This window comes from Mesorhizobium sp. WSM4830, assembly GCF_055811495.1.
This window is the reverse complement of record NZ_JBVVQI010000028.1, coordinates 12,411-35,786: the sequence shown is the minus strand read 5'-3', so window position 1 is coordinate 35,786 and position 23,376 is coordinate 12,411. Positions and strand designations below refer to the sequence as shown.

The following is a 23,376-nucleotide window of genomic DNA, read 5'->3' as shown; positions in this document are numbered from 1 at the left end:
GGGGGGGTTGTTTTTATTATAAACCCCCCCTGCCGGGGGTGTGGTTGGGGGGGGGTGGGGTGGGGGGGGGGGGGGGGGGCGCGCCGCCCGGGCGGCGCCCCCCCCCCCCCCCCCCAACCCGATAGATTTCGAAGTCCCGCGCTCGCGTGCGGTCGGCATGCAGCACCTGCCGCGTCTTGCGCGGATCGAGCTCGACGACGTTGCACTCACGTTCGAACAGATTGATGATCGGCGTTGCGAAAAGTTCAAAATCGGCCGCCGTCACATCGGCAAGTTCAGGCACCGGACGCCTGAAGATGAAGATGATCTCGAGTTCGGCTGTGCATGTGCGCACGATGGGCTGCAATCCCGAAATCCGAGCGTAATGAAAACGCTCCGGCATCATGAAATATTCGCGCAGAAGACGGTACCCTTCGAAGGTCGGACGTGTACGAGGCATCAGCGCCTCGTCATCGTTGATGCCGACCATTTCAGGTACCGGCAACGGCGATATCGGGTTGGCTTTGCCTTCCGGCCGTGCACCAAGGGCCGAGCAGGCGCCGAAAATCGCGTCGAAAAGCAGTGGTGCCTTGGTGCGCGCGGAAAAGTAGAGATCAAGCCGGTCGAGCGACAGTTCGTCGAGCTTGCCTTTTCCGGTACGAGCCAGTGTGATGCGAAGCGCCGCCTCGCCATTCACACCGCCGATCCGAGCGATGCCGGCTGCAGCCAAGGCGCTGCGATCCTGAAAATAGCCGACCGAGGTGATGGCAATCGGCCACAGCGTGATGTCCTGGGCGGTGGTGAACGTGCAACGCGTCGACAGGCCTGGCAGGAGGCTGGAAACCAGACGCGTTTTGCGCTTGACGACATGGCCCCCAATCATTGTCTGGACCTGCTGGCCGGGTTTGAACACCACCATGGCCGTTGCCGGTGCTGGCGTGACAAGATCGGGATAGAGAACATCAAGGACGGCGCGCGAGAAGCGCGAGCGTTCCGCATCGACCTTGAGCCGGGTCCGCGCGGCCAAGAAAGCAACGCCGTCAAGCAGCCGCTCGACGTAAGGGTCCGGACAGGGGACCGTATCGAGTGAAAGGTTGCGCGCCACCGCGGGATGCATGTCGGCAAATTCTGCCGCGAGCGCACGGATATGGGTCAGTTCCTCCTCGTAATATTCTACGAAGACCCGGTCCATCTCAGGTTTCCCTAAATTCGGTCCGAGCCAAGCCGTTATCGAGATTGATCGTGGTGCGCAGGCGCATGCGTTCGGGCGTCGGCGTCATGATCAACACCGCATCTATCTCGATCTTCAGGCCCACGGTTTTGTCGCCAAGGGTTACCGTAACCTTTGTTGCACTGTCCTTGAGACGCGGCTCGAAGGTGGCAAGCACCGAGCGGATCTCGCGCGCAAGGGACTCGCGATCAAAGTCGCGGGAAGAACGGCCCGAGAAGGAAGGCACTCCGTAATTGACGACGCTGCGACGCACCTCCGGAAAATCGGCCAGCGACGGCGGGTTGTCCGCGACCTGTTCGCTTTCAAGATCGGAAAGAAGCGGAACGGCCTCGAAGCGCTCGGTATTGAACAAAGCCTCGACATCGCGCCGCACGGCTTCCTTGAGCACACGAGCCGACACCACCACGCCGCGGCTTTCGATTTCAGCGCGGTGCTGGCTCTGAAAGGCGAGGCGATGCAGACGCCGCTTCTGGTCGGCCGTCAACTCCGCGTCGGTATCGATGAGCCGCGCACTGGCCGCAACCAGATTGTCCAGCCGCTCCGCGCCAAGCTCATCCTGCAGTGCCTGGCGCAAACCGTCAATCTCGGAGGTCATACCCGGCAGATCGTTTACAAGGCGGTCCCACAGAGAGGGCTGGACGGCTTCGCGCTTTGCTCGCGAGCTGCCGCTACCCAGCGACTTGTCCGCGCCGGGCCGCCGGGCCTCACTTGCCGACATAGACATCCATTTCGATTTCGTCGTTGTCGTCGTAGACGAACTTTATTTTCTTGTAGGCAAAGCTGACCTCCTCCTCGATCAGATCCTCCTCATCCTCGGCTTGCGACATGTCGTATTCCATAATCGAGGCGTCGGTGAGTGTGACGACCAGGTAATCTTTGGTCTCGCCATCAATGGTCCGCCGTGCCGAAAACACGACTTCGTCCAGGGCCTTGTTTTCGAACAGCGCCTTTTTCAGGTAGGGCGAGGATTTGTCATAATGCTTGGTGAACTTGATCATACCCAAGGACACACGACCGCGGCGCGAGAGCGAATTTGGATCATAGGGTGCGATCATCTTGTAATCGACGCCATGGATTTCGATTTCGTCCTCATGGCCATCACGAGTGCTTGGACCCTTGATATCCGGAACCTTAAGAAAGCCATCAATCTTCGTATTTGTGGGCATTGTCTTTCTCCACCGCTTTCAAAAACCAAGATGTTGTTGCTGCAAATCAAGTCTTTACGGACGGAAGTTCCGAGACCAGCCGGAGCGAGGCATTGATTCCTTCCAGCTGATAATGCGGGCGCAGATAGAAGCGGGCATTGTAGTAGCCGGGGCGTCCCTCCACGCTGTCGACCTGAACCTCGGCGGCGGCGAGCGGGCGCTTGGCGCGCGCCTTGTCGTCGGCAAAGGCCGGGTTGGCAAGCACATACCGGTTGATCCATTCGGTCAGCCAGATCTGCATATCGGAGCGCTCCTTGAACGAACCGACCTTGTCGCGCGCGATCGCCTTGAGATAGTGGGCAAAGCGCGAGACCGGGAAGAGGTAGGGCAGGTTGGCGCTCAGCCGCTCGTTTGCCTGCGCATCGGGGTCGACCAGCCGTCCCGCCCTTGTCTCGTCGTCCTGGAGCGAATGGGCGCCAATAAAGGCGGCGAGATCGGTGTTTTTCCGGTGCAGGATGGGCATCAGGCCGAGCTTGGCCAGCTCCGCCTCGCGCCGATCGTCGATGGCGACCTCCGTCGGACATTTCATCGCTATGGAGCCATCATCGGTCGGGAAGCTGTGCACTGGCAGGTTGAGGACCGTGCCGCCATTTTCGACGCCGCGGATCTGCGTGCCCCAGCCATAGAGCTTGTGGCTGCGGTTTATGTTCACGCCCATCGGGAAGGCGGCGTTCATCCAGACATATTTGTTGTGGTCGCCATGCACCTCCTCCTCGAAGGTGAAGCCCTTCACCGGAACGGTATCGGTGCCATACGGCAGCCGCGCCAGAACGCGAGGCATGGTCAGGCCGATGTAGCGTGCATCCTCGCTCTCGCGCAGCGACTGCCAGGAGGCATAGGCGGGGTTGGAGACGATCTGCTGCAGGTCCTGCGGATTAGGCAATTCCTGCCAGCTGTCCATGCGGAACAGGCGAGGCGAGGCAGCTGCGATAAAAGGCGTATGCGCTGAGGCGCAGATGCCGGAGATATTGCGCAGCAGACCGACGTCGCGCGGGTGGTTGGAGAATTCATAGGCGCCGATCACACAGCCGATCGGCTCGCCGCCAAGCATCGAATACTCGTCCGTGTAGACTTTCTTGAAGATCGGGCTCTGATCCCACATTTGGCCCTCATAATCCTCAAGCGTGTCGGCCAGCTGCTCCTTGGAGATGTTCATCACCCGGATCTTCAGCTTCTGATCCGTCTCGGTATTGTTGACGAGATACCACAGGCCACGCCATGTGCCCTCCATTTCGCGCACTTCCGGCGCGTGCAGGATCTCGTTGACCTGTTCGGAAAGCATCTTGTCGATTCCGGCAATCAGCGACTTGATCGACTTGATCGCATTCGACGAGATGGTCGTGGTGTCGGAACGCGTCTGCGCGGCAAGTGCGAGATTGCGCACCAATTGCTGCAGCTTTTCGCTGTCGTCCTTCTTGACCTTGAAATCCTTCTCGAGGAGCCCGCTGAATTCTCCAAGATCGATGGTTTCCGCCTCGGCGACGGCGGCGGTTTTTTGCTGTTCGGCCATGGTCATTCCCCTGCCTTGTCGTCCGCCAGCGCCTGGCTGGCGATCTTGCCAAGAAGCGGTTCGTTGTTCAGCAGTTGCGCAATGCGCTTTTCGGCGTCGACGCGCCCGTCCATGAAGCCAAGAAGTTCCTCGAGCTGGCGGCGCATCTTGAGGATTTCGGCCAATTGGGGCACCTGCTCGGCAATCTTGTCCGGCGCGAAATCGCCCATCTTGGTAAAGGTAAGGTCGAGCGCCAGCTCCTCGTCCCGCTCGGCGCCTTCGGCCTGCGGCAGCGTATTCTTCACGCGAGCTTTCACGCGTGGTCCAAGTGCCTCCATGAAACGCGGAAACCGGTTTGCATCGGTCTCGACAAAGGAGCGGTCCAGCACCGACTTGATCGCTTCCTTCGTCTGCGAAGCCCCCGAAAGGTCGGCCATGACGGCCATGACAAACGGCAGCTCGATTGTCGTTGGACTGCCATAGGTTTCCACGTCATAGGCGATCTGCACCCGCGGCGCGCGATTTCGTTCGATGACCTTGGCTTTGCTTTCGGCTGGCATTGCTTGCTACCTTTCATCCTTCTGAGCCGTCTTCTTGGCATCGGGAACGCCGGCAAGAAGCCGGAACTCCTTCAGTCCCGACGGGGCGAGATCTTCCATCAGTTCAACAAAATCCATATGCACCATCCGGCGTACACGGCGGGCGAGGTGGGGAATCGGGCTCGACGGTTCGGTGCGGTCATAAAACGCGACGACGAGGTCCAGGCATTTCACCACGTCGTCGCGCGAAGTAATCCGGTCGGGAAGTCCGGTGCTCGAGTCAGGGTAGCTAGCCACACTTGCCATAGTATCGGCTCCATGACCGTTTCGGGCAGGCATTACCGGTTCTGCAGGCGAAGGGGGCGGCTTTGCCGAGCCATTCGCCATCGCGCCGGCAGCCGAGTTGCGCTCGAGGGTTGTCAGCAAACGCTGCAGGAACCGTTTTAATTCCGGAATGGTGGTCCCGCCGCTGCCTTCAAGGCGAGCGTTGAGGGCTGTCTCGACGGCTTCCAGTGCCGTGACCGCCGCGCGCGCATCGGCGATGAGCAACTGCATTTCCTCATTGGCTTGATCCGCCTGCGCCGCGCATCCGGCACGAACCCGGTTCAACAGTTGTCCGTGCGCACTGACAAGCGCGGCCTTTTCGGCCGCATTCAACCCTGACGCTGCTTCTTGCAGCATGACGCGGTCGTCGAGAGCAGCGTGTTCCAGGTCGCGTCCGCTGATCGGCCCGATCGAGCGTGGCGCAAAGAAAGTCATTTGACGCAGGTTGGCCAGCAGCCCGTCCTGACCATTTTGAAGATCAAGCAGTGCGTTGATGCGGCGCAATGCGGCCTCACGAGGCGACGTGTTGGGTCGCAGCGCCGGGTGCATGGATTCCCAATGCTGGTCGAATGTCCGCCCAATAAGCGTCAGACCCTGCGCCAAGCCGGCCAGTCCCTGCTCGTTGGCCAGTGCGCGTGTGACAATGACAATCAGGCGCAGGTCCCGACCACGCGCGCGCAATTCCTCGGCCTTGGTGAGCACTGCTGGCCAGTCGACGGGAATGGTGCTTTGCGAGATCGGCCTGTTGTTGCCGTCATGGACAACCTTGACCTGGGGCTCCGTCAGGCGCTCCAGTTCGTGAAACGCCGGATCGTTACGCAAATCCTCTCCGGACGGATTTTCACCGTCGAGCGGAGCAAGCCAGAGTGCGACGTCGATCACACGGATCCCCCAGTCACCGGCCCTGAGGCCGACCTGCCCCTACGTTATCACACGGTTGCGCTTTTCCACAATTCAGCGAGTGCGGAAAAAATTAACAAAAGCTAATGCAGCCTTGTCTTGATTGTGAAATCCGGTGGCGTGATCGCCGAGCCCTGAATCGGGAATGCGTCGTGGCGGGATGTCGGGTCCCTCGTTGTTTGCGGCCGACGATGCGGGATCTTCCACCAATGGTGGGAGCCCGCATAATCGGTGCATCGAAACCTTTGTTCATCACGCACTTTGTCAAGCGGCTGCTTATGTGGCAGGTTATCAACTTGCAGAATGCAGGAGCACGTTCGATGGAACAGCGCCGGTCATCGCAGAGTTTCAAGCGCAAGGAACTGGTCGGCAAGCTCAATACTGTAGGCTTGCGCGCCTTTAAGGCAGCGGCCGACAGTGCCAAGCTGCGCGGCAATCCTTACGTCGAACTCGTCCACTTTATCGAGCAACTGGTACTCTCCGACCGCTCGGATGTGCAAATGATGATCGCCGATGCGGGACTGGATGCGAGCCGACTTACGGCCGATATGACGCGTGCGGTGGACAAACTGCCTTATGGCGCAACGTCGATCGAAGAGTTTTCCGACCATATCTTCCACGCCATCCAGGAGGCCTGGAATCTGGCAACACTGGAATTCGGCGTGGAGGAGGTCCGCAGCGCACATGTTCTGCTTGCTTGCCTGAAGACACCGGTGCTGGAAGGTCTGCTGTCGAAGATCAGCGGCGAGTTCGACAAGATCGACGCCGACGCCGTCGTGGCGCGCTTTGCCGATGTCACGGAGGGCTCACTCGAAGCCGGCGCTGCGCCTGCGGTGACCGCGGCAGAGGCGCCGCGGCGGCATCCCAGCGGGGATTCGGCACTGGCCAAATATGCCACCGACCTGACCCAGCGCGCCCGCGACGGAAAGATCGACCCGGTCGTCGGCCGCGATCCGGAGATCAGGCAGATTGTCGACATATTGATGCGACGGCGGCAGAACAATCCGATCCTGACCGGCGAGGCGGGTGTCGGAAAGACTGCAGTCGTGGAGGGTTTTGCTCTGCGCATCGCCCAAGGCGATGTGCCGCCCCCACTGCAGGGAGTGAGCGTGCGCATGCTCGACGTCGGATTGATGCAGGCAGGCGCTAGCGTAAAGGGTGAATTTGAAAAGCGGCTGAAGGCTGTTATCGACGAGGTTCAATCGTCCGAGGCGCCGGTCATCCTCTTCATCGACGAAGCCCATACCCTGATAGGCGCCGGTGGTGCTGCCGGAACCGGCGACGCTGCCAATCTGCTCAAACCGGCGCTGGCGCGCGGCGAGCTTCGCACCATAGCGGCAACGACCTGGGCGGAATACAAACAGCACATCGAGAAAGACCCGGCGCTAACCCGCCGCTTCCAGGTGGTAAAGATCGACGAGCCGCCCGAAGCGGTGGCCATTCTCATGTTGCGCGGGGTGGCCGGCGTCCTGGAACAGCACCATAAGGTGCAGATATTGGACGAGGCGATCGACGCGGCGGTCGCCCTGTCGCATCGCTACATCCCAGCGCGGCAGCTGCCTGATAAGGCGGTCAGTCTTCTCGACACCGCCTGCGCGCGTGTCGCCGTATCGCAGCACGCCACGCCGGCCGAGGTCGAGGACATTATGCGCCGTCGCCAGGCGCTGGAGGTCGAGCGCGGCATCATCGGCCGCGAGGCTGCAATCGGCATCGAGGTGACCGAGCGGCAGGCACGGGTCGATGCCGGGCTTGCGGAGACCGAACGCACGCTTGCGGCTGCGCAGGAGCGCTGGGAGCGTGAAAAGGCTCTGGTGGCCGAGATACTCGAACTGCGCGCCAGGCTGCGCGGTGACGGCGTGCCTCTCGATGCCGTGGAAGGGCAGGAGGCCGCCACTGAGACAGAGAGCGTGGACCCGCCGGAGGCCGAACGATCCAACCCCGGGACGAAGGTTCCGGCGGCAGGCGGCATTTCTCCTCCCGATCCGGCTGCCGATCTCGCTCGGTTGCGCGAACTGATGAGCGAACTGGCGGAGGCGCAAGGCGAAACACCGCTTATCCTGCCATCGGTCGACCGCAACGCCGTGGCGGCCGTGGTTCAGGACTGGACGGGCATCCCGACGGGGCGGATGCTGTCGAGTCAGACCGAGAAGGCGCTGCGCCTCGCGGCCACTCTGTCCGAGCGCGTTGTCGGACAGGATCACGCCATGGAGATGATTGCCAAGCGCGTGCAGACCAGCCGCGCCGGTCTCGGCGCCCCGGAAAAGCCGGTGGGCGTATTCCTGCTTTGCGGTCCCTCGGGCGTCGGCAAGACCGAAACCGCCTTGGCACTGGCCGAAACGCTCTACGGCGGAGAGCAGAACCTGATCTCGATCAACATGTCTGAATTCCAGGAGGCGCATACGGTTTCCACTTTGAAGGGCGCGCCGCCCGGCTATGTCGGCTATGGCAAAGGCGGAATTCTCACCGAGGCGGTTCGGCGCAAGCCCTATTCGGTGATCCTGCTCGACGAAGTCGAGAAGGCCCATCCGGACGTGCACGAAATCTTCTTCCAGGTCTTTGACAAAGGGATGATGGACGACAGTGAAGGCAGACGCATCGATTTCAAGAACACGCTGATCCTGCTCACGTCGAATGTCGGCTCAGAAGTCATCATGGGCCGGACAAGGAACGGGGCGGAACGGGCAGGGCTCGACGAATTGGACACCGCGTTGCGCAGCCCGTTGCTGAAGGTCTTTCCTGCGGCCTTTCTCGGCCGGGTGGTGACCATCCCTTACTTTCCGCTTTCGGATTCGATGATTGAAGCGATCACTCGTCACCAGTTCGCCAAGATTGCTCGCCGGCTGCGCGCAACCAACGATGCGGAATTGGTCATCGGCGACGGTGTCATGGATCTGGTCAAGGCCCGCTGCACGGAAATCGAATCGGGCGGCAGGATGATTGACGCAATTCTGACCAACACGCTCCTCCCGGAGTTGAGCCGCGGCGTGCTGAACCGATCGCTCGCTGGTGAAAAGATGACGAAGGTGACGGTTGGTGCCTCAGCCCAAGGCTTCACCTATTCTTTCGAATAGGGCAGGCGGATAGTATTAGCGCTCTTCGGCCACCTCCTGCACTGACTCGAGGAGGTCTATGAGAGCCACGATGCGGGAAGGGGCAAGCACGCACGCGCCAAGACGATAGACCTGCTTCGACCCGTGGGCATTCAGAGGCGGAAAACCGCGTCGCCGTCTATCCGCATCAGCTCTCCGGCGGATAACGTCAGCGCGTGATGATTGCCATGGCGATCGCGTTGAAGCCGGACATCCTGATCGCCGACGAACCGACGACCGCTCTGGACGTCAGTGTGCAAGCGCAGATCCCGATCTGCTGCGCGATCTCCAGCGCGAGACCGGCATGGCGGTGATCATGATCACCCGCGACCTCGAAGTCGCCGCATCCATGGCGGACCGGATGGTCGTCATGAACGGCGGGAGGGTCGTGGAAACGGGCATCGCCAAGGAGGCCTTCGTGCGAAAGGAGTCGGCGATCTTGTGCGGAGCGAAGAAGCCATCCACGGAGTACTGGACCAGTGCCATTGTCCATCCCTAGCTGCAAAATGCCCCATGTCCTGACGGGACATAGCGTCAAAATGGGAGGCATTCAAAAGGGAAGCTCATAGTGAAGGAAATTGGAAGTCGCGACCGTGCGGTGTTAAACTGCACTATTCACCGCATACAATGCGGCAAAAGATCTTGCGTATGCGGAGATTGAAGCCCATATTCGACGCAAGGAGTGCGGAGAATATGGCCACCTATATCCACGAGCTTGAGAACTGGCCGCAGTTCGAGTGGCGCAGCCAGAACCTTGCAGACCAACTGGCGACGGTGCGCCATCGGCAGGGCCGGCTGCTCGGGCGGATGGCGGCGCTAGGCTTTGAACTGCGTGCCGAGGCGGTCCTTCGCACCCTAACCGAGGACGTACTCAAATCCAGCGAGATCGAAGGTGAGATTCTCGACAAGGAACAGGTGCGGTCTTCCATCGCCCGCCGATTGGGCATGGATATTGGCGCGCTGGCGCCAGTCGACCGGGATGTCGAGGGCGTGGTCGAGATGATGCTCGATGCAACTCAGAACTATCAGGCGCTGCTTACGGATGAGCGGTTGTTCGCCTGGCATGCGGCCCTGTTTCCAACCGGGCGCAGCGGCATGACGAAGATCGTTGTTGGTGCGTGGCGGGATGAATCTTCTGGTCCGATGCAGGTCGTCTCAGGTCCCATCGGTCGGGAGAAAGTCCACTATGAAGCTCCGGAAGCAGCCCGGCTTGAGCTCGAAATGGCCGCGTTCATCGACTGGTTCAACGGTCACGCACCGCTTGATCCCGTTCTGAAGGCTGGGGTTGCACATCTATGGTTCGTCACCATTCATCCCTTCGAGGATGGCAACGGCCGTATCGCCCGGGCGATCGCCGACATGATGTTGGCGCGATCTGAGGACAGCGCTCAGCGTTTCTATAGTATGTCCGCGCAAATCCGGGCGGAGCGGAAGGACTATTACGCGATCCTCGAGCGAACGCAGAAGGGCAATCTTGACATCACCCCTTGGCTGCAATGGTTTCTAAGCTGCCTCGACCGCGCCTTCAGCGGGGCCGAGGAAATTTTGGCCAATGTGCTGCGAAAGGCCCGTTTCTGGGAGGAGATGGTCCAACGACCTCTGAACGAACGCCAGCGCAAAGTCGTCAATCGCCTCCTGGACGGCTTCGAAGGCAAGCTCACCTCCTCGAAATGGGCAGCACTCGCCAAGACCTCATCTGACACGGCCTTACGCGACATCAATGATCTCGTGGCGCGAGGGATACTCGTGAGAGATGAAGCGGGCGGGCGCAGCACCAGCTATTCGCTGGCCCGATTGGACGATGAGCGGGATCGCGCGCGTCGGTGATACCGTTGAACTAGGAGCGTGAGCCGACATCGCGTGCCCAGAGCTAGGTTGGCACGCTCGATTAGCTCGGAAAATACCCCTATGTCTCTATGCCGCTCCTCGGTAGGCACTGGCCAAGTCCATCGGTCGCAAACCGAAGGAAGTTGCGCCACGGGAAGCGAGCACCTACGGCAATATTTCCGTTCTCGCCGTAACTGCCGGCAGGCATGTCTACGCAAGATTGGTGGCGCCGCACAGGGGTCCGCGGAAACGGCGGCTAACGACAGGTCGAATTCCTCGGTTGTCGGCTCCTCCTTAAAGCGAGGTCCTCGCCAGGCACTTCATCATCGCACCATCTATTTGGAGAGCATCAAGTTCTGACGGGAGTGATCGATCGAACCGGCCGATTTGCGACGGGGACAATTGCAATGCTCCCTCGGACTTACTGAAATGAACTGGCGATGGCCAGCCATCATTAGCCATCTTGCCAGCAGCGAGAACTTGTCTAATAAGCCATATGAAACGGAACGGGACCAATATGGCCGAGCCACAACTCTCAGTCCGCAGTGCCAAAGCGCGCGATATTGCACACCGGCTTGCCCGCCGTGAAAACCGCTCGATTGCTGATGTGGTGGAACGGGCGCTCGAATCCTATGAGGTCCGCGAGGCCGGTCGCGAGCCAGCTTCGGCCTTCTATCGCCGTCTTTCAGCGCAATCCGGCACAGACATCGACCTTGAAGCAGTGATCCGTGAGAGTCGCCGGCTGCATCCAGGCGTTGAGCTTTGATCTTCTTGGATACCAATGTCGTTTCCGAAACCCTTAGGAAGGCTCCTAACGAGGCGGTCCTTGGCTGGCTAGTCCGATATGATGCCGAACTCGCGCTTCCAACCGTGACAATTGCCCAGATCGCCTTTGGCATCAAAAGATAAGACCGGACCAGCGTTCTGAACGACTGGAGCAAGGGCTGTCAGACTGGCGCCGGCGTTTCGCGGACCGCATCTTCGGTCTGACTGAAGAAGCTGCGCTGGCTTACGGCGAAATTATGGGTGCTGCTGCCCGCCAAGGTCGCGGGATGTCGGCACCCGATGGCATGATCGCGGCGATTGCTCGAGTAAACGGTGGCCGCCTCGCAACCCGCAACCTGAACGACTTTGGCACTGTAGGACTTGTTCTGACATCTCCGTGGGAGTTTTGAGGCCTTTGGAAAGCGGAGTAAGCAGGCAGCGGCTGTTCTTCTTGCACCCCGGGCTTCAGTCCCGCAATATTTCTCGTCATCTCGGCCAGATCGCCGCACCTGGCGCCGCGTCTCGACACAAGCCGGCGTCAGCGCGAAAGCCGATTTTCATCGTCAATCAAGGTGAGGCGTGAGGGGGCTCTGTCGCTCCACCGCCAGAGCACGAGATTCAAGTCGTTGTCGGTCGCGCCGGGCGCCAAGCTTTTGACCAACAGCGCATTGAACCCGTTGGCCATCAGGCGCCGGGCAAAGGTCTGGGTCATCGCCTCTCTAGAAACGTTCATCTGCTCGCGCCAGGTCGTATCGGAAAGGACAGCGGGATTCATTCCCTCAGCTTTCAGGGCGTCCTCATCCCGGCTGTCAAATATGTCCTCAATCTCGGCGTTGTAGGCGACGAGGGTGGTCGGCTGCAGGCTGCCCGCCTGATTGGCTTCCCTCAGCGCTGTCACTACGGACAGCGAGGAATAGAGCGCTGCCACGCCCTTCGGATTGAACCGTCCTCCATAGAGTTCGGCGCCGCGGCCCGAGAGCGGTTCTCGCGCATGGATCGGATTGAGGGCACGATAGAGCGCACCGCGATAGAGCATCGAAGCAGTCAGGCGTGGACGCCGGCATCAACGGCATCGATGTAATCAAGCACCTCGTCCGCACGGCCACTGCGAACCAGTTGCATCGCGGTCTGGCCCGAAAACCCCGGTAGCGGCTCCGATCGATACCAGGCATAGGCGATCAGGGTTGAACCGAAGCGCGGCTCGACCTTGTTGATCACCTCGAGCATCTCACGCAGGCGGCGCTGCGTCTTGTCCGACCGGACCCGCTCCTTGCGCTGAACGGCGTCCTTGCCCAGCCCGGCAGTCCGGGCGACTTCCTCGCTCGTCGTGCGAAAGGCGTCGGCAATCTTGCGCGGAGCAAAGAAGCCATCGTCGGAGTACTGGGCCAATGCCATTGTCAATCCCAAGCGCAAATGCCTCATATCCTGACGGGAATTAGCGTCAAAAAAGGAGGCATTCAAGAGGAGAGCGCTTAGTGAAGGAATTGGAAGCCGCGACCGTGCGGTGTTAAGCTGCGATATTTGCCGCATAAAATGCGGCAAATGATTTGCGTATGCGGCGATTGAAGGAGCGCTCGAGGCCTGGCTGGCATTCAAACGTCAGATTTCTGCTGGAGGATCCGTAGCCACATGCATAACCCTCGAGAGAGCAGCGCTGGAAAGTGTGTTTGACGTCCTCGTTCCGAAGAGGAAGAGACTACTCCGTGGCTATCTCGTCCGGCCACATCTGAGCGCCATGTAGGACGCGAAGGATGCGGACCGTGCCGGCCGTCACCACGTAAGCTGCAATATAGGGCGTGCGAGGGACCACGAGTTCGCGCGTGCCGGCGACCCGGCCGGGTCGCCCGCTTTCCGGAAAGTCTATTAGACGGCGAGCCGTAAGGACGATCTGCTGGTCGATATGAACCGCCGCTCTGGATTTTCGGCCTCGATATGCGTGAAGATGTCCTCGCGATCGAAGAGCGCAAACCGCGCCCAAACGAGCCTCAAAGCTCGCCCGCCTCGGCTTTGCGAAGCGCTGCGGCTCGCCGTCCAGCAAAATGAGCTTCGCCGTCATCGACGTCCGGCCGGGTGTCATCAAGCGCCTGCAGAACTTTCGCGCGGAACCAGGCATCATGGGCGTTGCTGTTGCTGACAAGCTCGAGCGGCAACGTGCCCTCGTTCGCTGTGCGGGTTAAGAGGATACGGACGGCATCCGATACCGTCAGTCCCATGTTTTCCAAAACCGCCGTGGCGCGTTCCTTCACTTCGGCGTCAATTCGGGTCTGGACCAGTGCGTTCGAGGCCATGGCAGTCTCCTTCGGTGATAGTCAGTGTAATGCATCTGCATGACAATTGCCAGACCCTCGCAAGCCCCATAGCCGATCGATTTGCCGTTCCCGACTTCGAGGCGGAGCTGAAACACGAAGTGTGTCAAACGGCTTCAAAACTGACCACTCTGATCGCGCTGGCAAGCACATCAGCTAGGCTGCTGGATCGCGGCGAGCTTCCAGTCCCCGCCGTTCTGGCGCATGAAGGTCCACAGTTCGGTTGTCTCGGTCGGCCGATCGGCCTGGCCCTCAACTATCTTGCCGCTGATGCGATCGCGGGTCACGTCGCGAGACTCATAGCGCAAAGCAGCCGTCGCGTAGTCGCGATCACCCTCCCGCCAACTTTCCGCAATATCGGCCTCCAGCAGGCTTACGTCCGATACGTCGTTCCTGACGCCCTTTTTGGCATTGTCGGCAAGTTCCTCGGACAGATAGGACACCATTTCCGGCGTCGCCAGGCGGCGCAATGCAGCATGGTCCTCGCGCCCGAATGCCTCCTGAACTTCTGTGAGTCGCTGTTGGAACGTGTCGAGATCGGTTTGGGTGAGTGTGATCTCATCGGAAGCATTGTCTTGGTTCGTTCCGCCATATCCTGACCCGATACCTGGAATGGGGAACGCTTTAGCGTTGCTCTGCTCGGGCCGGGCTGCTGCGTTGCGCCCAAAGGTCCCCGTACCCCGCGAAGCACCGGCCATAGCTGGCGCCGGGTTTTGCGCCGCCTGCGAGCGGAAAAACCGGATCGCCAGCATGATCGCGCCGCCGAACAGCAGTATTTGGAGCAAAAGACCCAACATGCCGGCCAAGCCGCCGAACCCATGGCCCAGAAGAACGCCGATCAAACCGCCGAGAAGCAGCCCCCGCATCATCGATCCGCCGAGGCCGTTGAAGAAGCCCGGGCGCTGGAATGCCTGCGGCTGACGGGCCGCATTGTTCGTTGGCGTATTGGGCGTCATCGAGCGCTCGACCGGTGCGGCCGGTTGCGGCGCAACTCTGGTCGGCGGGACCGGCTGGAAAGTGCGCATGCCGCGACTGCCGAAGCTGCCGCCACGGCGCGCATCGGCGTGATCCACAGCGACCATGGAAAATGCGAGGAACAACCCCGCAAACAAAGCAAACAAAACTGCAAACCGTCCCCAACGCGAAATCAGCATAGGCAAGTCCTCAAGTGACACCCCTTCCGCTCATATGGGGTGCATCGATCGAAATATCAGTGAAGCGTCCGCCGAGATATTTTCGGGCGGCATGGTCGGCCGCCTGCCGGTGTTCACGACGAGAATGTCTGCCCTACCCAAGCGCGATGATCGCTGTTCGATCACGCAGGCTCCCGCACCCGGCCGACCGGCATCGGTCGCGTCAACAGCATCGGTCATGCAAGCGTCTGGTACCGGTTTCCCGGCGACGACGCCGACCGTCTCCCGGGAATGACTTCGAGCTTGACATACAGCTTTTCTAGGTAATATCAACATATCTGGAAAACCTGCCATACAGGTTTGCCTACTCCTGAACTGGAGATTGCGTGAGCACGGCCGTATCCGCAAAACATTCCGACGCAGCGAGCCTGGTCAGCAATACGATCGGCGAGATCACGCGCCATATCCGCGCGCATGAGCTCGGGCCCGGCGACCGGCTGCCCAGCGAGGCCGCGCTTTCGAGACAATTGAGCGTCTCGCGTACCGTGGTTCGCGAGGCCTTCAGCTCGCTCGCCGCCATGCGGCTTATCGACTTGAGGGCAGGCAGACGGGCTACCGTCGCCGAGCTGGATTATGGCGCCATGTCGCTGGTGATCGAGCATGGCGTCCACACCGAGCAGATCACGGTGCAGCAAATCTACGACGTGCGCCGCACGATTGAGACCCGCACCGCCATGCTGGCGGCCTTGCGCAGAACAGCCGACGAAGTGGAAAGGATCAGGACGCACGCGCTCGCCATGCGCGAGAATTTCCAGCGGCCGGAACAGGTCATGGAGCACGATCTCGCCTTTCACCTCGAAATCGCCAAGGCTGCGAAGAATCCGGTTTTCAGCCTCATCGTCGGCGCGTTCGAGCGCGTATCGCGCCAGACCTGGCCGATCGGCTGGCGGACCCGCCCTTCGGATGCCGAGCAGTTGGAGATGATCCAGATCCATATCGACCTCGCCGAAGCAATCGAGACCGGTGATCCCCAGTCGGCGCGTGACCTGATGGCGAGGCATTTTGACGAGAGCGTCAAGGCCCTGCTGGCGGCCGGCATCGCCTGAGGAGCAGGGGCGCAATGAAGATCACGAAACTGGAAACGCTGCGGCTCAAGGAGCGGCCGAACCTTCTCTGGGTCCTGGTTCACACGGACGAAGGCCTCGTCGGATTGGGCGAGACCTTCTTCATGGCTGAAACCGTCGAGACCTATCTGCACGAATATGTCGCGCCGTGCGTGATCGGGCGCGACCCCTTGCAGATCGACCTGCTTGCCACCGATCTCGTCGGGTATCTCGGCTTCCGATCGACGGGCGCGGAAGTCAGGGGCAATTCCGCTTTCGATATCGCGCTTTGGGATCTGTTCGGAAAGGCGACGGGTCAGCCGATCGCACAGCTCCTCGGCGGGTTCACCAGGCACGAGATCAGGGCCTACAACACCTGTGCCGGAACCGAATACATCAAGAAGGCCACCGGCCAGACGACGGCCAACTACGGGCTCGATAAGCCCGGCGACGCCTATGATGATCTGAACGGCTTCCTTCACCGCGCCGACGAATTGGCGCATTCGTTATTGGAGGAAGGCATCACGGCCATGAAGATCTGGCCCTTCGACATGGCGGCCGAGAAAACACGCGGCCAGTATATATCGCAGCCAGACTTGAATTCGGCGCTGGCGCCATTCGAGAAAATCCGCAATGCGGTCGGCGACAAGATGGACATCATGGTTGAATTCCATTCAATGTGGCAGCTGCTGCCGGCCATGCAGATCGCTCGCGAGCTTGCCCCCTACAAGACCTTCTGGCACGAAGATCCGATCAGGATGGACAGCCTGTCCAGCCTGAAACGCTATGCCGAGGCTTCGCTGGCGCCGATATCGGCTTCGGAAACGCTCGGTTCCCGCTGGGCTTTCCGCGACCTTCTCGAAACCGGAGCGGCCGGTGTCATTATGCTCGATATCAGCTGGTGCGGCGGGCTCTCGGAAGCGCGCAAGATCGCTGCCATGGCTGAGGCATGGCACCTGCCGGTCGCGCCACACGACTGCACCGGTCCAGTGGTGCTCGGCGCATCGACCCACCTGTCGCTGAATGCGCCGAACGCACTTGTCCAGGAGAGTGTCAGGGCCTTTTACAAGACCTGGTACCGCGACCTTGTGACCGCTTTGCCGCAGGTGAAGAACGGCATGATCACCGTGCCTCCCGGACCGGGCCTCGGCATGGAACTGAACCCGGAAATCGATCGCGCCTTCACGGCGCTTCGACGGGTGACCGACGCGTCGACTCTCTGAAAACGAACCTGAAGCAGCTATCTACGGAGGAGGAGAACCATGAAGAAGCTACTTATCTCGGCAGCCCTGGGAGCAGTACTGGCTGGAGGCTCGGCAATCGGCTCACGAGCGCAGGAGCCGATGAACATCGTCTTCACACATCATTCGTCGGCGTCGAACCCGTTCTGGCAGGCGGTGAAGAAGGGGTTTGACGACGCCTGCGCCAAGATCCAGGCCAATTGCCAGATGGTCTTCACGCAGACCGAAGGCTCGATCGAGCAACAATCGGCCAACATGCAGGCGGCTCTCGCGGCAAAACCGGACGCGCTGATCACCTCGATCGTCGACAACAATGCCTTCGACCAGATCATCGCCGACGCCCGCGCTGCCGGCGTCACGGTCATCGGGTCCAACGTCGACGACACCGAGGGTGCAGCCGGCAATGCCCGCCAGGCTTTCATCGGCCAGGGCTTCATTCCCGCCGGCTATGAACTCGGCAAGAAGATGTCGGAGTTCTTCCCCAAGGAAGGGAAGATCAGGGCGCTCGTCGGCGTCTCCGCGCCCGGTCAGAACTGGTCGGAACAGCGCGCAGCCGGCGTCATGAAGTTCCTTGAGGAATACAAGGCCGCGAATGCCGGACGCGAAGTGGTCATTGAACGGCTCGACACCGGCACAGATGGCGCCGTCGTCGCCGATCGCGTTGGCGCCTATCTGTCTGCCCACCCGGACACCACGGTGTATTTCGACACCGGCCTTTGGCATGCCTACGTCGCCCAGGTACTGATCGATCGCGGCATCGAGCCGGGCAAGGTGCTGATGGGCGGCTTCGATATCGTCTCGGAGGTCCTGCAACAGATGGAAGCGGGTTATATCCAGGTCCAGGTCGACCAGCAGCCCTACATGCAGGGCTTCATGCCGGTGATGGAAGCCTATCTCGCCAAGAACGTCGGTCTGCTGCCGGCAGACATCGACACCGGCAAGGGCATCATCGTCAAGGAAGACGTGCCTAAGCTGAAGGAATTGGCCGCAAAAGGCGTGCGGTAGGCGCGAAGCCGGCGTCCTCTCCTCGTTCTTTACCCGGAGAGGTAAGGGGGAGGGCCAGACAGCACGACCTGGCCCTTCCTCCAACGGGTCTCCCCCGTCAAGGCCGATAGAAGACAGACTGCCGCCATCCCCCTTGCCGATGCGACAAGCCAGCGCAAACAATCCCAAGCCGGAGCGAATGATGAAGCGCTTGATGAAGATTTATCTGGAGAAGCCGGAGCTTGCCGCGGTTGTGTTCCTGCTCCTCCTCCTCCTCGTCTTTCAGATTCGCTCGAACGGCGTATTTTTGAACACACAGAATGTGCGCGGAATGCTCGGGCTGCTGCCTGAAATGGGGCTGGTCGCGATCGGCGTGACCCTGCTGATGATATGCGGCGAGTTTGATCTTTCCGTGGGCTCGGTCTTTGCGCTGACCCCGATGACCATGGCAGTGATGCTGGCGGCCGGCGTGCCGTTCGCGCCGGCCTTTGCCGCAGGCCTCGCGATCGCCGCTCTGATCGGCTTCTTCAACGGGTTCATCACGATTCGTTTCGCGATACCAAGCTTCATCACCACGCTTGGCATGCTGTTCATCGCGCGTTCGCTGACAGTGGTAATCTCCGGCGGCTTTCCTCCTGTTATCCCAGCCAACGCTCTGCCGAAATGGCTGTTTACGATCTATGTGGGGCCGGGCGACCTCTTTCGCATGTCGTTCTTCTGGTTTGTCGCCGTGGCAATCCTGGTGACGGTGCTCCTGTCGCGCACGAACTTCGGCAACTGGGTGCGCGCCACCGGCGGCTTTCTGCCCGCCGCGCAATCGATGGGCATTCCGACGGCCCGGGTGAAGGTCGCCTGCTTTATGATCTGTTCGGTGCTCGCCGGCTTTGCCGGCACCATTCAAGTGATGCGGCTAGGCGCGCCGTTGCCGTCCATCGGCGAGGGGCTGGAGTTGCAGGCCGTATCGGCTGCCGTCATCGGTGGCGCCTCGCTGGCTGGTGGCATCGGCACCATCTTCGGCGGCATCATCGGGGCTGCCCTTATCCGCGTCATCGACAACGGACTGGTGCTGAGCCAGGTTGACGCCAACTGGTTCAAGATGGCAATCGGCTTCCTGACCATCTTCGCGGTCGTCATGAATGCCTGGCTTCGAAAGCGGGGCAGGGCAATGAAGGTGGAGACCTGATCATGGCGACACCCATCATTGCGATCAAGGGACTCCAGAAATGGTATTCCGGCGTCCACGCCTTGAAGAACGTCACGCTGGACATCTACCCCAATGAGGCACTGGGCCTCGTCGGCGACAACGGCGCCGGCAAATCGACGCTGATCAACATCCTGTCAGGCACCCAAAAGCCCGATGGCGGCGAGATCAGGATCGACGGCGAACCGGTCCGCTTCTCGAACCCACGCGACGCCATGGATCGCGGCATCGAGACGATCTACCAGTACAATTCCATGGTCCCGACCATGACCATCGCCCGCAACGTTTTCATTGGACGCGAGCCGGTGAAGCGCTCGGTTTTCGGCATCGGCATCCTGGACCAGAAGCGCATGCGTGACGAAAGCGTCAAGGCGATCGCCGACGTCGATCTGCATCTGAGGTCACCCGACGCGCTGGTCGGCGAACTGTCGGGCGGCCAGCGCCAAGGCGTGGCGATCGCCAGGGCCATGCACTTCAAGTCGAAAGTCATGATCCTCGACGAGCCGACCAATCATCTCTCCGTGAAGGAAACGCGAAAGGTGATCGGCTTCGTTCGCGCCCTCAAGGCCCAGAATATCACCAGCGTCTTCATAAGCCACAACATGCATCATGTTTTCGAATGCTGTGACCGGGTCGTTGCCATGGCGCGCGGCGAGATCGTTCTCGACAAGCGGATTGGCGAGACTTCGATCGAGGAAATCCACGAGGTTCTGTGACGTGGAGAAGCGATCACTCGCGAGCCACTCTGCTGGTAGAGGTCAGTCTGCGCTACGGCTTTTCCGCAAGGATCGCCTCAGCGGTTTTCTCGTCGGTGATTAGCACATCGACGACTCCCAGACGCAACACCGCGCGCAGCACCGGAACCTTGTCGAGGCCGCCGGAGGGCAGGATCACGGTGTCGACGTCGCGCAGATGTTCGGGGGCGAGGCCGATGACGCGGCTGTTTAGCGGGTGATCGACGAGTTGTCCGTCGGCGCCGATCCAATGGCCGCAAATATCGCCGACCGCTCCGGCTTCGCGAAGCGATCTGAGATCATCGTCTCCTACCAGTCCGATCCGAAAGATGGTGGCGTCCTTGTGCACCGCGCCCACCGAAACGAAAGCGGCGTCAACGTCGCGGGCATGGGTGAAGGCGTCTTCCAGAATGGACTGGCGCATAAGCAGGTCGCGTGTGGCTTCGGTGTCCGTGAACACGGGTGCTGCGATGTAGAAGCATTCCGCGTCAAAAAGCGCGGCGAGCCGCGAGGCGATTTCATAGATGTTGATCGCCGATCCACGCGTGAGCCCGCCAAGCAGGGAAACGACCGACATCCCTTTGACGGGGCGCACGGTCACTGACCGCAGGCTGAGCTGGAGCGTCCGTCCCCATCCCACGCCCACCGAAATCCCGTCACGGATTCTATGCGACAGGGCTTCACCGGCAGCGGCTGCGATCACCTGTGGCACCAGGGCAGGATCGGGCGGTGTCGGAACCACGATTGGGTCGGAGACTCCATAGGCGTCCCGCAGCCGGTGCTCCAGCTCGATGCAGTTCGCCACCTTGGAATTGATGCGAATCTGGACGATCCCCCGCTGGCGGGCATGCGCCAGCATCCGGTTGACGCGAAGGCGCGTCAGGCCAAGAGACTTGGCGATTTGCGCTTGCGTCAGGTCACCGACATAAGCAAGCCAGGCGGCGCGCACGAGCAGCCCTTCCTCGCGATCGGCCGTGACGGAACTGGTGACGGCTTGGCGGCCGTCGCGTTTCTTTCGTGCGGGTTTCTCCATCAGATCATCCTGTCCACTCCGCCGCAGCGGGTCCAGAGCGGGCTCGGCCGAGCCATGTGCCCATCGATATGAGGCATCAATCGCGTTTCCCGGCTCCTCTAGCTTCGATGATAGCGGTCGAAGGACAAAACCAGCGGAGCATCATGGCAAATTGCGTCGATGATGGCCCTCGTCAGCGGCAGGCGATCATGGGGAAGTACGCCCCGGGCCATCATATTCTTCAAAGTCGGACCAAGGTCCAGCGCCAGTTGCGCGCCCTCGACCGTGTCCGAACTCATATGTTCGCGCTTCGCCACGGAATAGGGCAGGCCGCGGCCGAGCAGGCGCCCCATGCGACCGTTACGGCCCGCCTGGCAGGTCACATAAAGATCGCCGGAGCCGGCCAGCCCCAGCACTGTTTCGATCTTTCCACCCAGAGCTTCGACCAGAATCGCCATCTCGGCGAGGGACTGCGAGAAAAGTGACGAGGCAAGATTGTGCATGAGCGCACCATTGGGCGCCCTGCCGTCGCGCTCCAGCAGCCCGACGGGAGCCCCAACGGCGAGTGTGTAGAAATTCTTGAAAGCGGCGCAGATCTCGACGCCGACGAGATCGGATGACGGTCGCGCATGATAGAAGGGCGCGCGCAGAAGGCGGGACGCCGCGGCCACCTGGTCGGGATTGTGCCCGGCCACGATCACAGAGGTGTCGCGCTGTGCGGCCAGTTCGCCGGCAATGCACGGTCCGCCGACGGCCATCACAGGGGCAGACAAGCCAGTGCGTTGCTCGATCTCGCGGGCAAGCAGATACGGCAGGATTTCCACGCCTTCGTCGCTTGCTGCAAGTCCTTTCGTAATCATCAGGATCGGCACGGGCGACTTGATGCTTTCTGCAATGCGTTCGATCGCCCAGGGAACGCCGGCCGACGAGACGCCGAGTACAAGCAGATCGGGTCCATTGTTCATCGCCGCCCCGAATTCGGTCCAGGCACAGGCGGTCACCGCGTCGGGCAGAGTGATATTGAGGCGTGGATGACGGCCTGTGCTGGCCACCGAGCCGACGATCTCCTCGTCGAGATGAGTGCCGACAAGAGTGATGCGGTTACCAGCGTGAGCGGCCGGAAGCGTCATGGCAGCGCCCATGACGCCGGCGCCGAGGATAATTATCTGCGCCATTCAACTTCTTCCCTTGTCCAGCCGCTCGCCGCTGCCTTCGTCGAACAGGTGGATTCGCTCAGGCGCCGGCTCCAGATGGATCACAGCTCCAGGAGAGGGCTCCATGCGGTCATGCAGCACCGAGCAGATTGCGGTGTTGCCCATGCTGGCAAAGATGTGGATTTCGGGGCCAGTCGGCTCGACAACCGTAATCCTCGCCGGGATGCCGCGTCCGTCGGCCACTGGTCGAAGATGTTCGGGGCGAATGCCGTAGATCACCTTTTGGCCGGGCCGGACCGCAGCCCCTGGCGGGAGCGGGAGGGATAGCTCGTCGGTCCGCACCACCCAGGCGTCGCGCTCGGAAGCCACCTCGCCATGGAACATGTTCATTGCGGGCGAGCCGATAAAAGAGGCGACGAACAGGTTTGCCGGGCGATCGTAGACATCGAGCGGGCGTCCGATCTGCTCAATATGGCCGTCGCGCATGATGACGATGACATCGGCCATGGTCATGGCCTCGATCTGGTCATGCGTAACATACACCGTGGTGGTCTTCAGCCGCTGGTGGAGCTCCTTGATTTCGGTGCGCATCTGCACGCGCAGCTTGGCGTCGAGGTTGGACAGCGGCTCGTCGAACAGGAATACAGTTGGGTCTCGCACGATGGCGCGGCCCATGGCGACGCGCTGGCGCTGGCCGCCCGAAAGCTGGCGCGGATACCGTTCCAGATAGGGTGTCAGGTTGAGGATCGATGCCGCCCACCCGACCTTCTGTTTGATTTCTTCGGTTGGGCGCTTCTTCAACTGCATGGAAAAGGCCATGTTGTCGAAGACGGTCATGTGCGCATAAAGCGCGTAATTCTGGAAGACCATCGCGATGTTGCGGTCTTTGGGATGGAGCGTGTTGACGACCCTGTCGCCTATGGCGATCTCACCGGACGTGATCGGCTCGAGACCGGCTATCATGCGCAACAGCGTGGACTTGCCGCAGCCGGACGGCCCCAACAAAACGACGAACTGGCCATCCTCGATCGAGAGATCGAGTCCATCGATAATCGAGAGGGCGCCATAGTCCTTCTTTATGTTGCTGATGGTGACAGACGCCATAAATTGCTACCCTTCGATTGCCCTTGCCGGTTGGATCTCGTTTTCGCCATGCGAGC

The 23,376-nt window shown here is 60.8% G+C and carries 20 protein-coding genes and 4 pseudogenes; 10 read left to right on the top strand and 14 right to left on the bottom strand.

Annotated elements, in window-relative coordinates:
- The 6 genes and pseudogenes from tssF to tssA all read right to left on the bottom strand — a co-directional run.
- Positions 1–1,171, bottom strand: a pseudogene (gene tssF, locus AC0L2Y_RS27380) (type VI secretion system baseplate subunit TssF); the annotation flags it as partial.
- Position 1,172: 1 nt separating this feature from the next.
- The gene (gene tssE, locus AC0L2Y_RS27375) at positions 1,173–1,928 is read right to left on the bottom strand and encodes a type VI secretion system baseplate subunit TssE (protein ID WP_473560831.1); all 756 of its coding nucleotides are present in this window, start codon (positions 1,926–1,928) and stop codon (positions 1,173–1,175) included.
- A complete protein-coding gene (locus tag AC0L2Y_RS27370; RefSeq protein WP_023678576.1) occupies positions 1,915–2,376 on the bottom strand; it encodes an Hcp family type VI secretion system effector in 462 nt (153 codons plus the stop codon). Before AC0L2Y_RS27370 ends, tssE begins: the two co-directional genes overlap by 14 nt.
- Before the next feature lie 46 nt (positions 2,377–2,422).
- Entirely contained in the window at positions 2,423–3,925 is a 1,503-nt protein-coding gene (gene tssC / locus AC0L2Y_RS27365) for a type VI secretion system contractile sheath large subunit (protein WP_023720342.1), read from the bottom strand.
- Between the two features lie 2 nt (positions 3,926–3,927).
- Positions 3,928–4,464, bottom strand: coding sequence for a type VI secretion system contractile sheath small subunit (gene tssB, locus AC0L2Y_RS27360; protein WP_473560765.1), 537 nt, complete (start codon positions 4,462–4,464; stop codon positions 3,928–3,930).
- A gap of 6 nt (positions 4,465–4,470) precedes the next feature.
- A complete protein-coding gene (gene tssA, locus AC0L2Y_RS27355) occupies positions 4,471–5,649 on the bottom strand; it encodes a type VI secretion system protein TssA (protein ID WP_473560763.1) in 1,179 nt (392 codons plus the stop codon).
- A gap of 338 nt (positions 5,650–5,987) precedes the next feature.
- Between tssA and tssH the strand changes: the two genes are divergently transcribed.
- From tssH to AC0L2Y_RS27330, 5 genes and pseudogenes are all read left to right on the top strand, one after another.
- The gene (gene tssH, locus AC0L2Y_RS27350) at positions 5,988–8,738 is read left to right on the top strand and encodes a type VI secretion system ATPase TssH (protein ID WP_473560761.1); all 2,751 of its coding nucleotides are present in this window, start codon (positions 5,988–5,990) and stop codon (positions 8,736–8,738) included.
- A gap of 45 nt (positions 8,739–8,783) precedes the next feature.
- A pseudogene (locus tag AC0L2Y_RS27345) lies at positions 8,784–9,192 on the top strand (ATP-binding cassette domain-containing protein); the annotation flags it as partial.
- Between the two features lie 257 nt (positions 9,193–9,449).
- Positions 9,450–10,583 carry a Fic family protein gene (locus AC0L2Y_RS27340; protein WP_473560760.1) on the top strand — a complete coding sequence of 378 codons (1,134 nt, stop codon included), beginning with the start codon at positions 9,450–9,452 and terminating at the stop codon, positions 10,581–10,583.
- A 517-nt stretch (positions 10,584–11,100) separates the two neighbouring features.
- Positions 11,101–11,349 carry a plasmid stabilization protein gene (locus AC0L2Y_RS27335; RefSeq protein ID WP_473560758.1) on the top strand — a complete coding sequence of 83 codons (249 nt, stop codon included), beginning with the start codon at positions 11,101–11,103 and terminating at the stop codon, positions 11,347–11,349.
- A pseudogene (locus tag AC0L2Y_RS27330) lies at positions 11,346–11,758 on the top strand (PIN domain-containing protein). The gene AC0L2Y_RS27335 and the pseudogene AC0L2Y_RS27330 overlap by 4 nt, the downstream one beginning before the upstream one ends.
- Before the next feature lie 128 nt (positions 11,759–11,886).
- Here AC0L2Y_RS27330 and AC0L2Y_RS27325 read toward each other — a convergent pair.
- The 5 genes and pseudogenes from AC0L2Y_RS27325 to AC0L2Y_RS27305 all read right to left on the bottom strand — a co-directional run bounded on the left by AC0L2Y_RS27325 (position 11,887) and on the right by AC0L2Y_RS27305 (position 14,808).
- Positions 11,887–12,384, bottom strand: a complete 498-nt coding sequence (locus AC0L2Y_RS27325) for an RES family NAD+ phosphorylase (RefSeq protein WP_473560757.1) — start codon at positions 12,382–12,384, stop codon at positions 11,887–11,889.
- 8 nt (positions 12,385–12,392) lie between these two features.
- Positions 12,393–12,743 (bottom strand): MbcA/ParS/Xre antitoxin family protein, encoded by a 351-nt coding sequence (locus AC0L2Y_RS27320; RefSeq protein ID WP_473560755.1) that lies wholly within the window; start codon positions 12,741–12,743, stop codon positions 12,393–12,395.
- A gap of 301 nt (positions 12,744–13,044) precedes the next feature.
- A pseudogene (locus AC0L2Y_RS27315) lies at positions 13,045–13,337 on the bottom strand (type II toxin-antitoxin system RelE/ParE family toxin).
- The gene (locus AC0L2Y_RS27310; protein WP_473560753.1) at positions 13,334–13,636 is read right to left on the bottom strand and encodes a type II toxin-antitoxin system RelB/DinJ family antitoxin; all 303 of its coding nucleotides are present in this window, start codon (positions 13,634–13,636) and stop codon (positions 13,334–13,336) included. The pseudogene AC0L2Y_RS27315 and the gene AC0L2Y_RS27310 overlap by 4 nt, the downstream one beginning before the upstream one ends.
- A gap of 170 nt (positions 13,637–13,806) precedes the next feature.
- Positions 13,807–14,808, bottom strand: a complete 1,002-nt coding sequence (locus AC0L2Y_RS27305; protein WP_473560751.1) for a Tim44 domain-containing protein — start codon at positions 14,806–14,808, stop codon at positions 13,807–13,809.
- A gap of 365 nt (positions 14,809–15,173) precedes the next feature.
- Here AC0L2Y_RS27305 and AC0L2Y_RS27300 point away from each other — a divergent pair, with 365 nt between their 5' ends.
- The 5 genes from AC0L2Y_RS27300 to AC0L2Y_RS27280 all read left to right on the top strand — a co-directional run bounded on the left by AC0L2Y_RS27300 (position 15,174) and on the right by AC0L2Y_RS27280 (position 20,032).
- A complete protein-coding gene (locus tag AC0L2Y_RS27300; RefSeq protein WP_352795865.1) occupies positions 15,174–15,893 on the top strand; it encodes a FadR/GntR family transcriptional regulator in 720 nt (239 codons plus the stop codon).
- 14 nt (positions 15,894–15,907) lie between these two features.
- Positions 15,908–17,113, top strand: a complete 1,206-nt coding sequence (locus AC0L2Y_RS27295; RefSeq protein ID WP_473560750.1) for a mandelate racemase/muconate lactonizing enzyme family protein — start codon at positions 15,908–15,910, stop codon at positions 17,111–17,113.
- 39 nt (positions 17,114–17,152) lie between these two features.
- On the top strand, positions 17,153–18,136 hold the full coding sequence (locus AC0L2Y_RS27290) for a substrate-binding domain-containing protein (RefSeq protein ID WP_473560748.1): 984 nt from the start codon (positions 17,153–17,155) through the stop codon (positions 18,134–18,136).
- 181 nt (positions 18,137–18,317) lie between these two features.
- Complete coding sequence (locus tag AC0L2Y_RS27285; protein ID WP_292655808.1) at positions 18,318–19,298, top strand: ABC transporter permease; 981 nt, start codon at positions 18,318–18,320, stop codon at positions 19,296–19,298.
- A 2-nt stretch (positions 19,299–19,300) separates the two neighbouring features.
- Positions 19,301–20,032 (top strand): ATP-binding cassette domain-containing protein, encoded by a 732-nt coding sequence (locus AC0L2Y_RS27280; protein ID WP_473560746.1) that lies wholly within the window; start codon positions 19,301–19,303, stop codon positions 20,030–20,032.
- Positions 20,033–20,084: 52 nt separating this feature from the next.
- Here AC0L2Y_RS27280 and AC0L2Y_RS27275 read toward each other — a convergent pair whose 3' ends face one another.
- The 3 genes from AC0L2Y_RS27275 to AC0L2Y_RS27265 all read right to left on the bottom strand — a co-directional run bounded on the left by AC0L2Y_RS27275 (position 20,085) and on the right by AC0L2Y_RS27265 (position 23,320).
- Complete coding sequence (locus tag AC0L2Y_RS27275) at positions 20,085–20,999, bottom strand: sugar-binding transcriptional regulator (RefSeq protein ID WP_352913489.1); 915 nt, start codon at positions 20,997–20,999, stop codon at positions 20,085–20,087.
- A gap of 182 nt (positions 21,000–21,181) precedes the next feature.
- Positions 21,182–22,237, bottom strand: a complete 1,056-nt coding sequence (locus tag AC0L2Y_RS27270; protein ID WP_473560745.1) for a hypothetical protein — start codon at positions 22,235–22,237, stop codon at positions 21,182–21,184.
- Positions 22,238–23,320, bottom strand: coding sequence for an ABC transporter ATP-binding protein (locus AC0L2Y_RS27265; RefSeq protein ID WP_473560743.1), 1,083 nt, complete (start codon positions 23,318–23,320; stop codon positions 22,238–22,240).
- Positions 23,321–23,376: the final 56 nt, after the last annotated feature.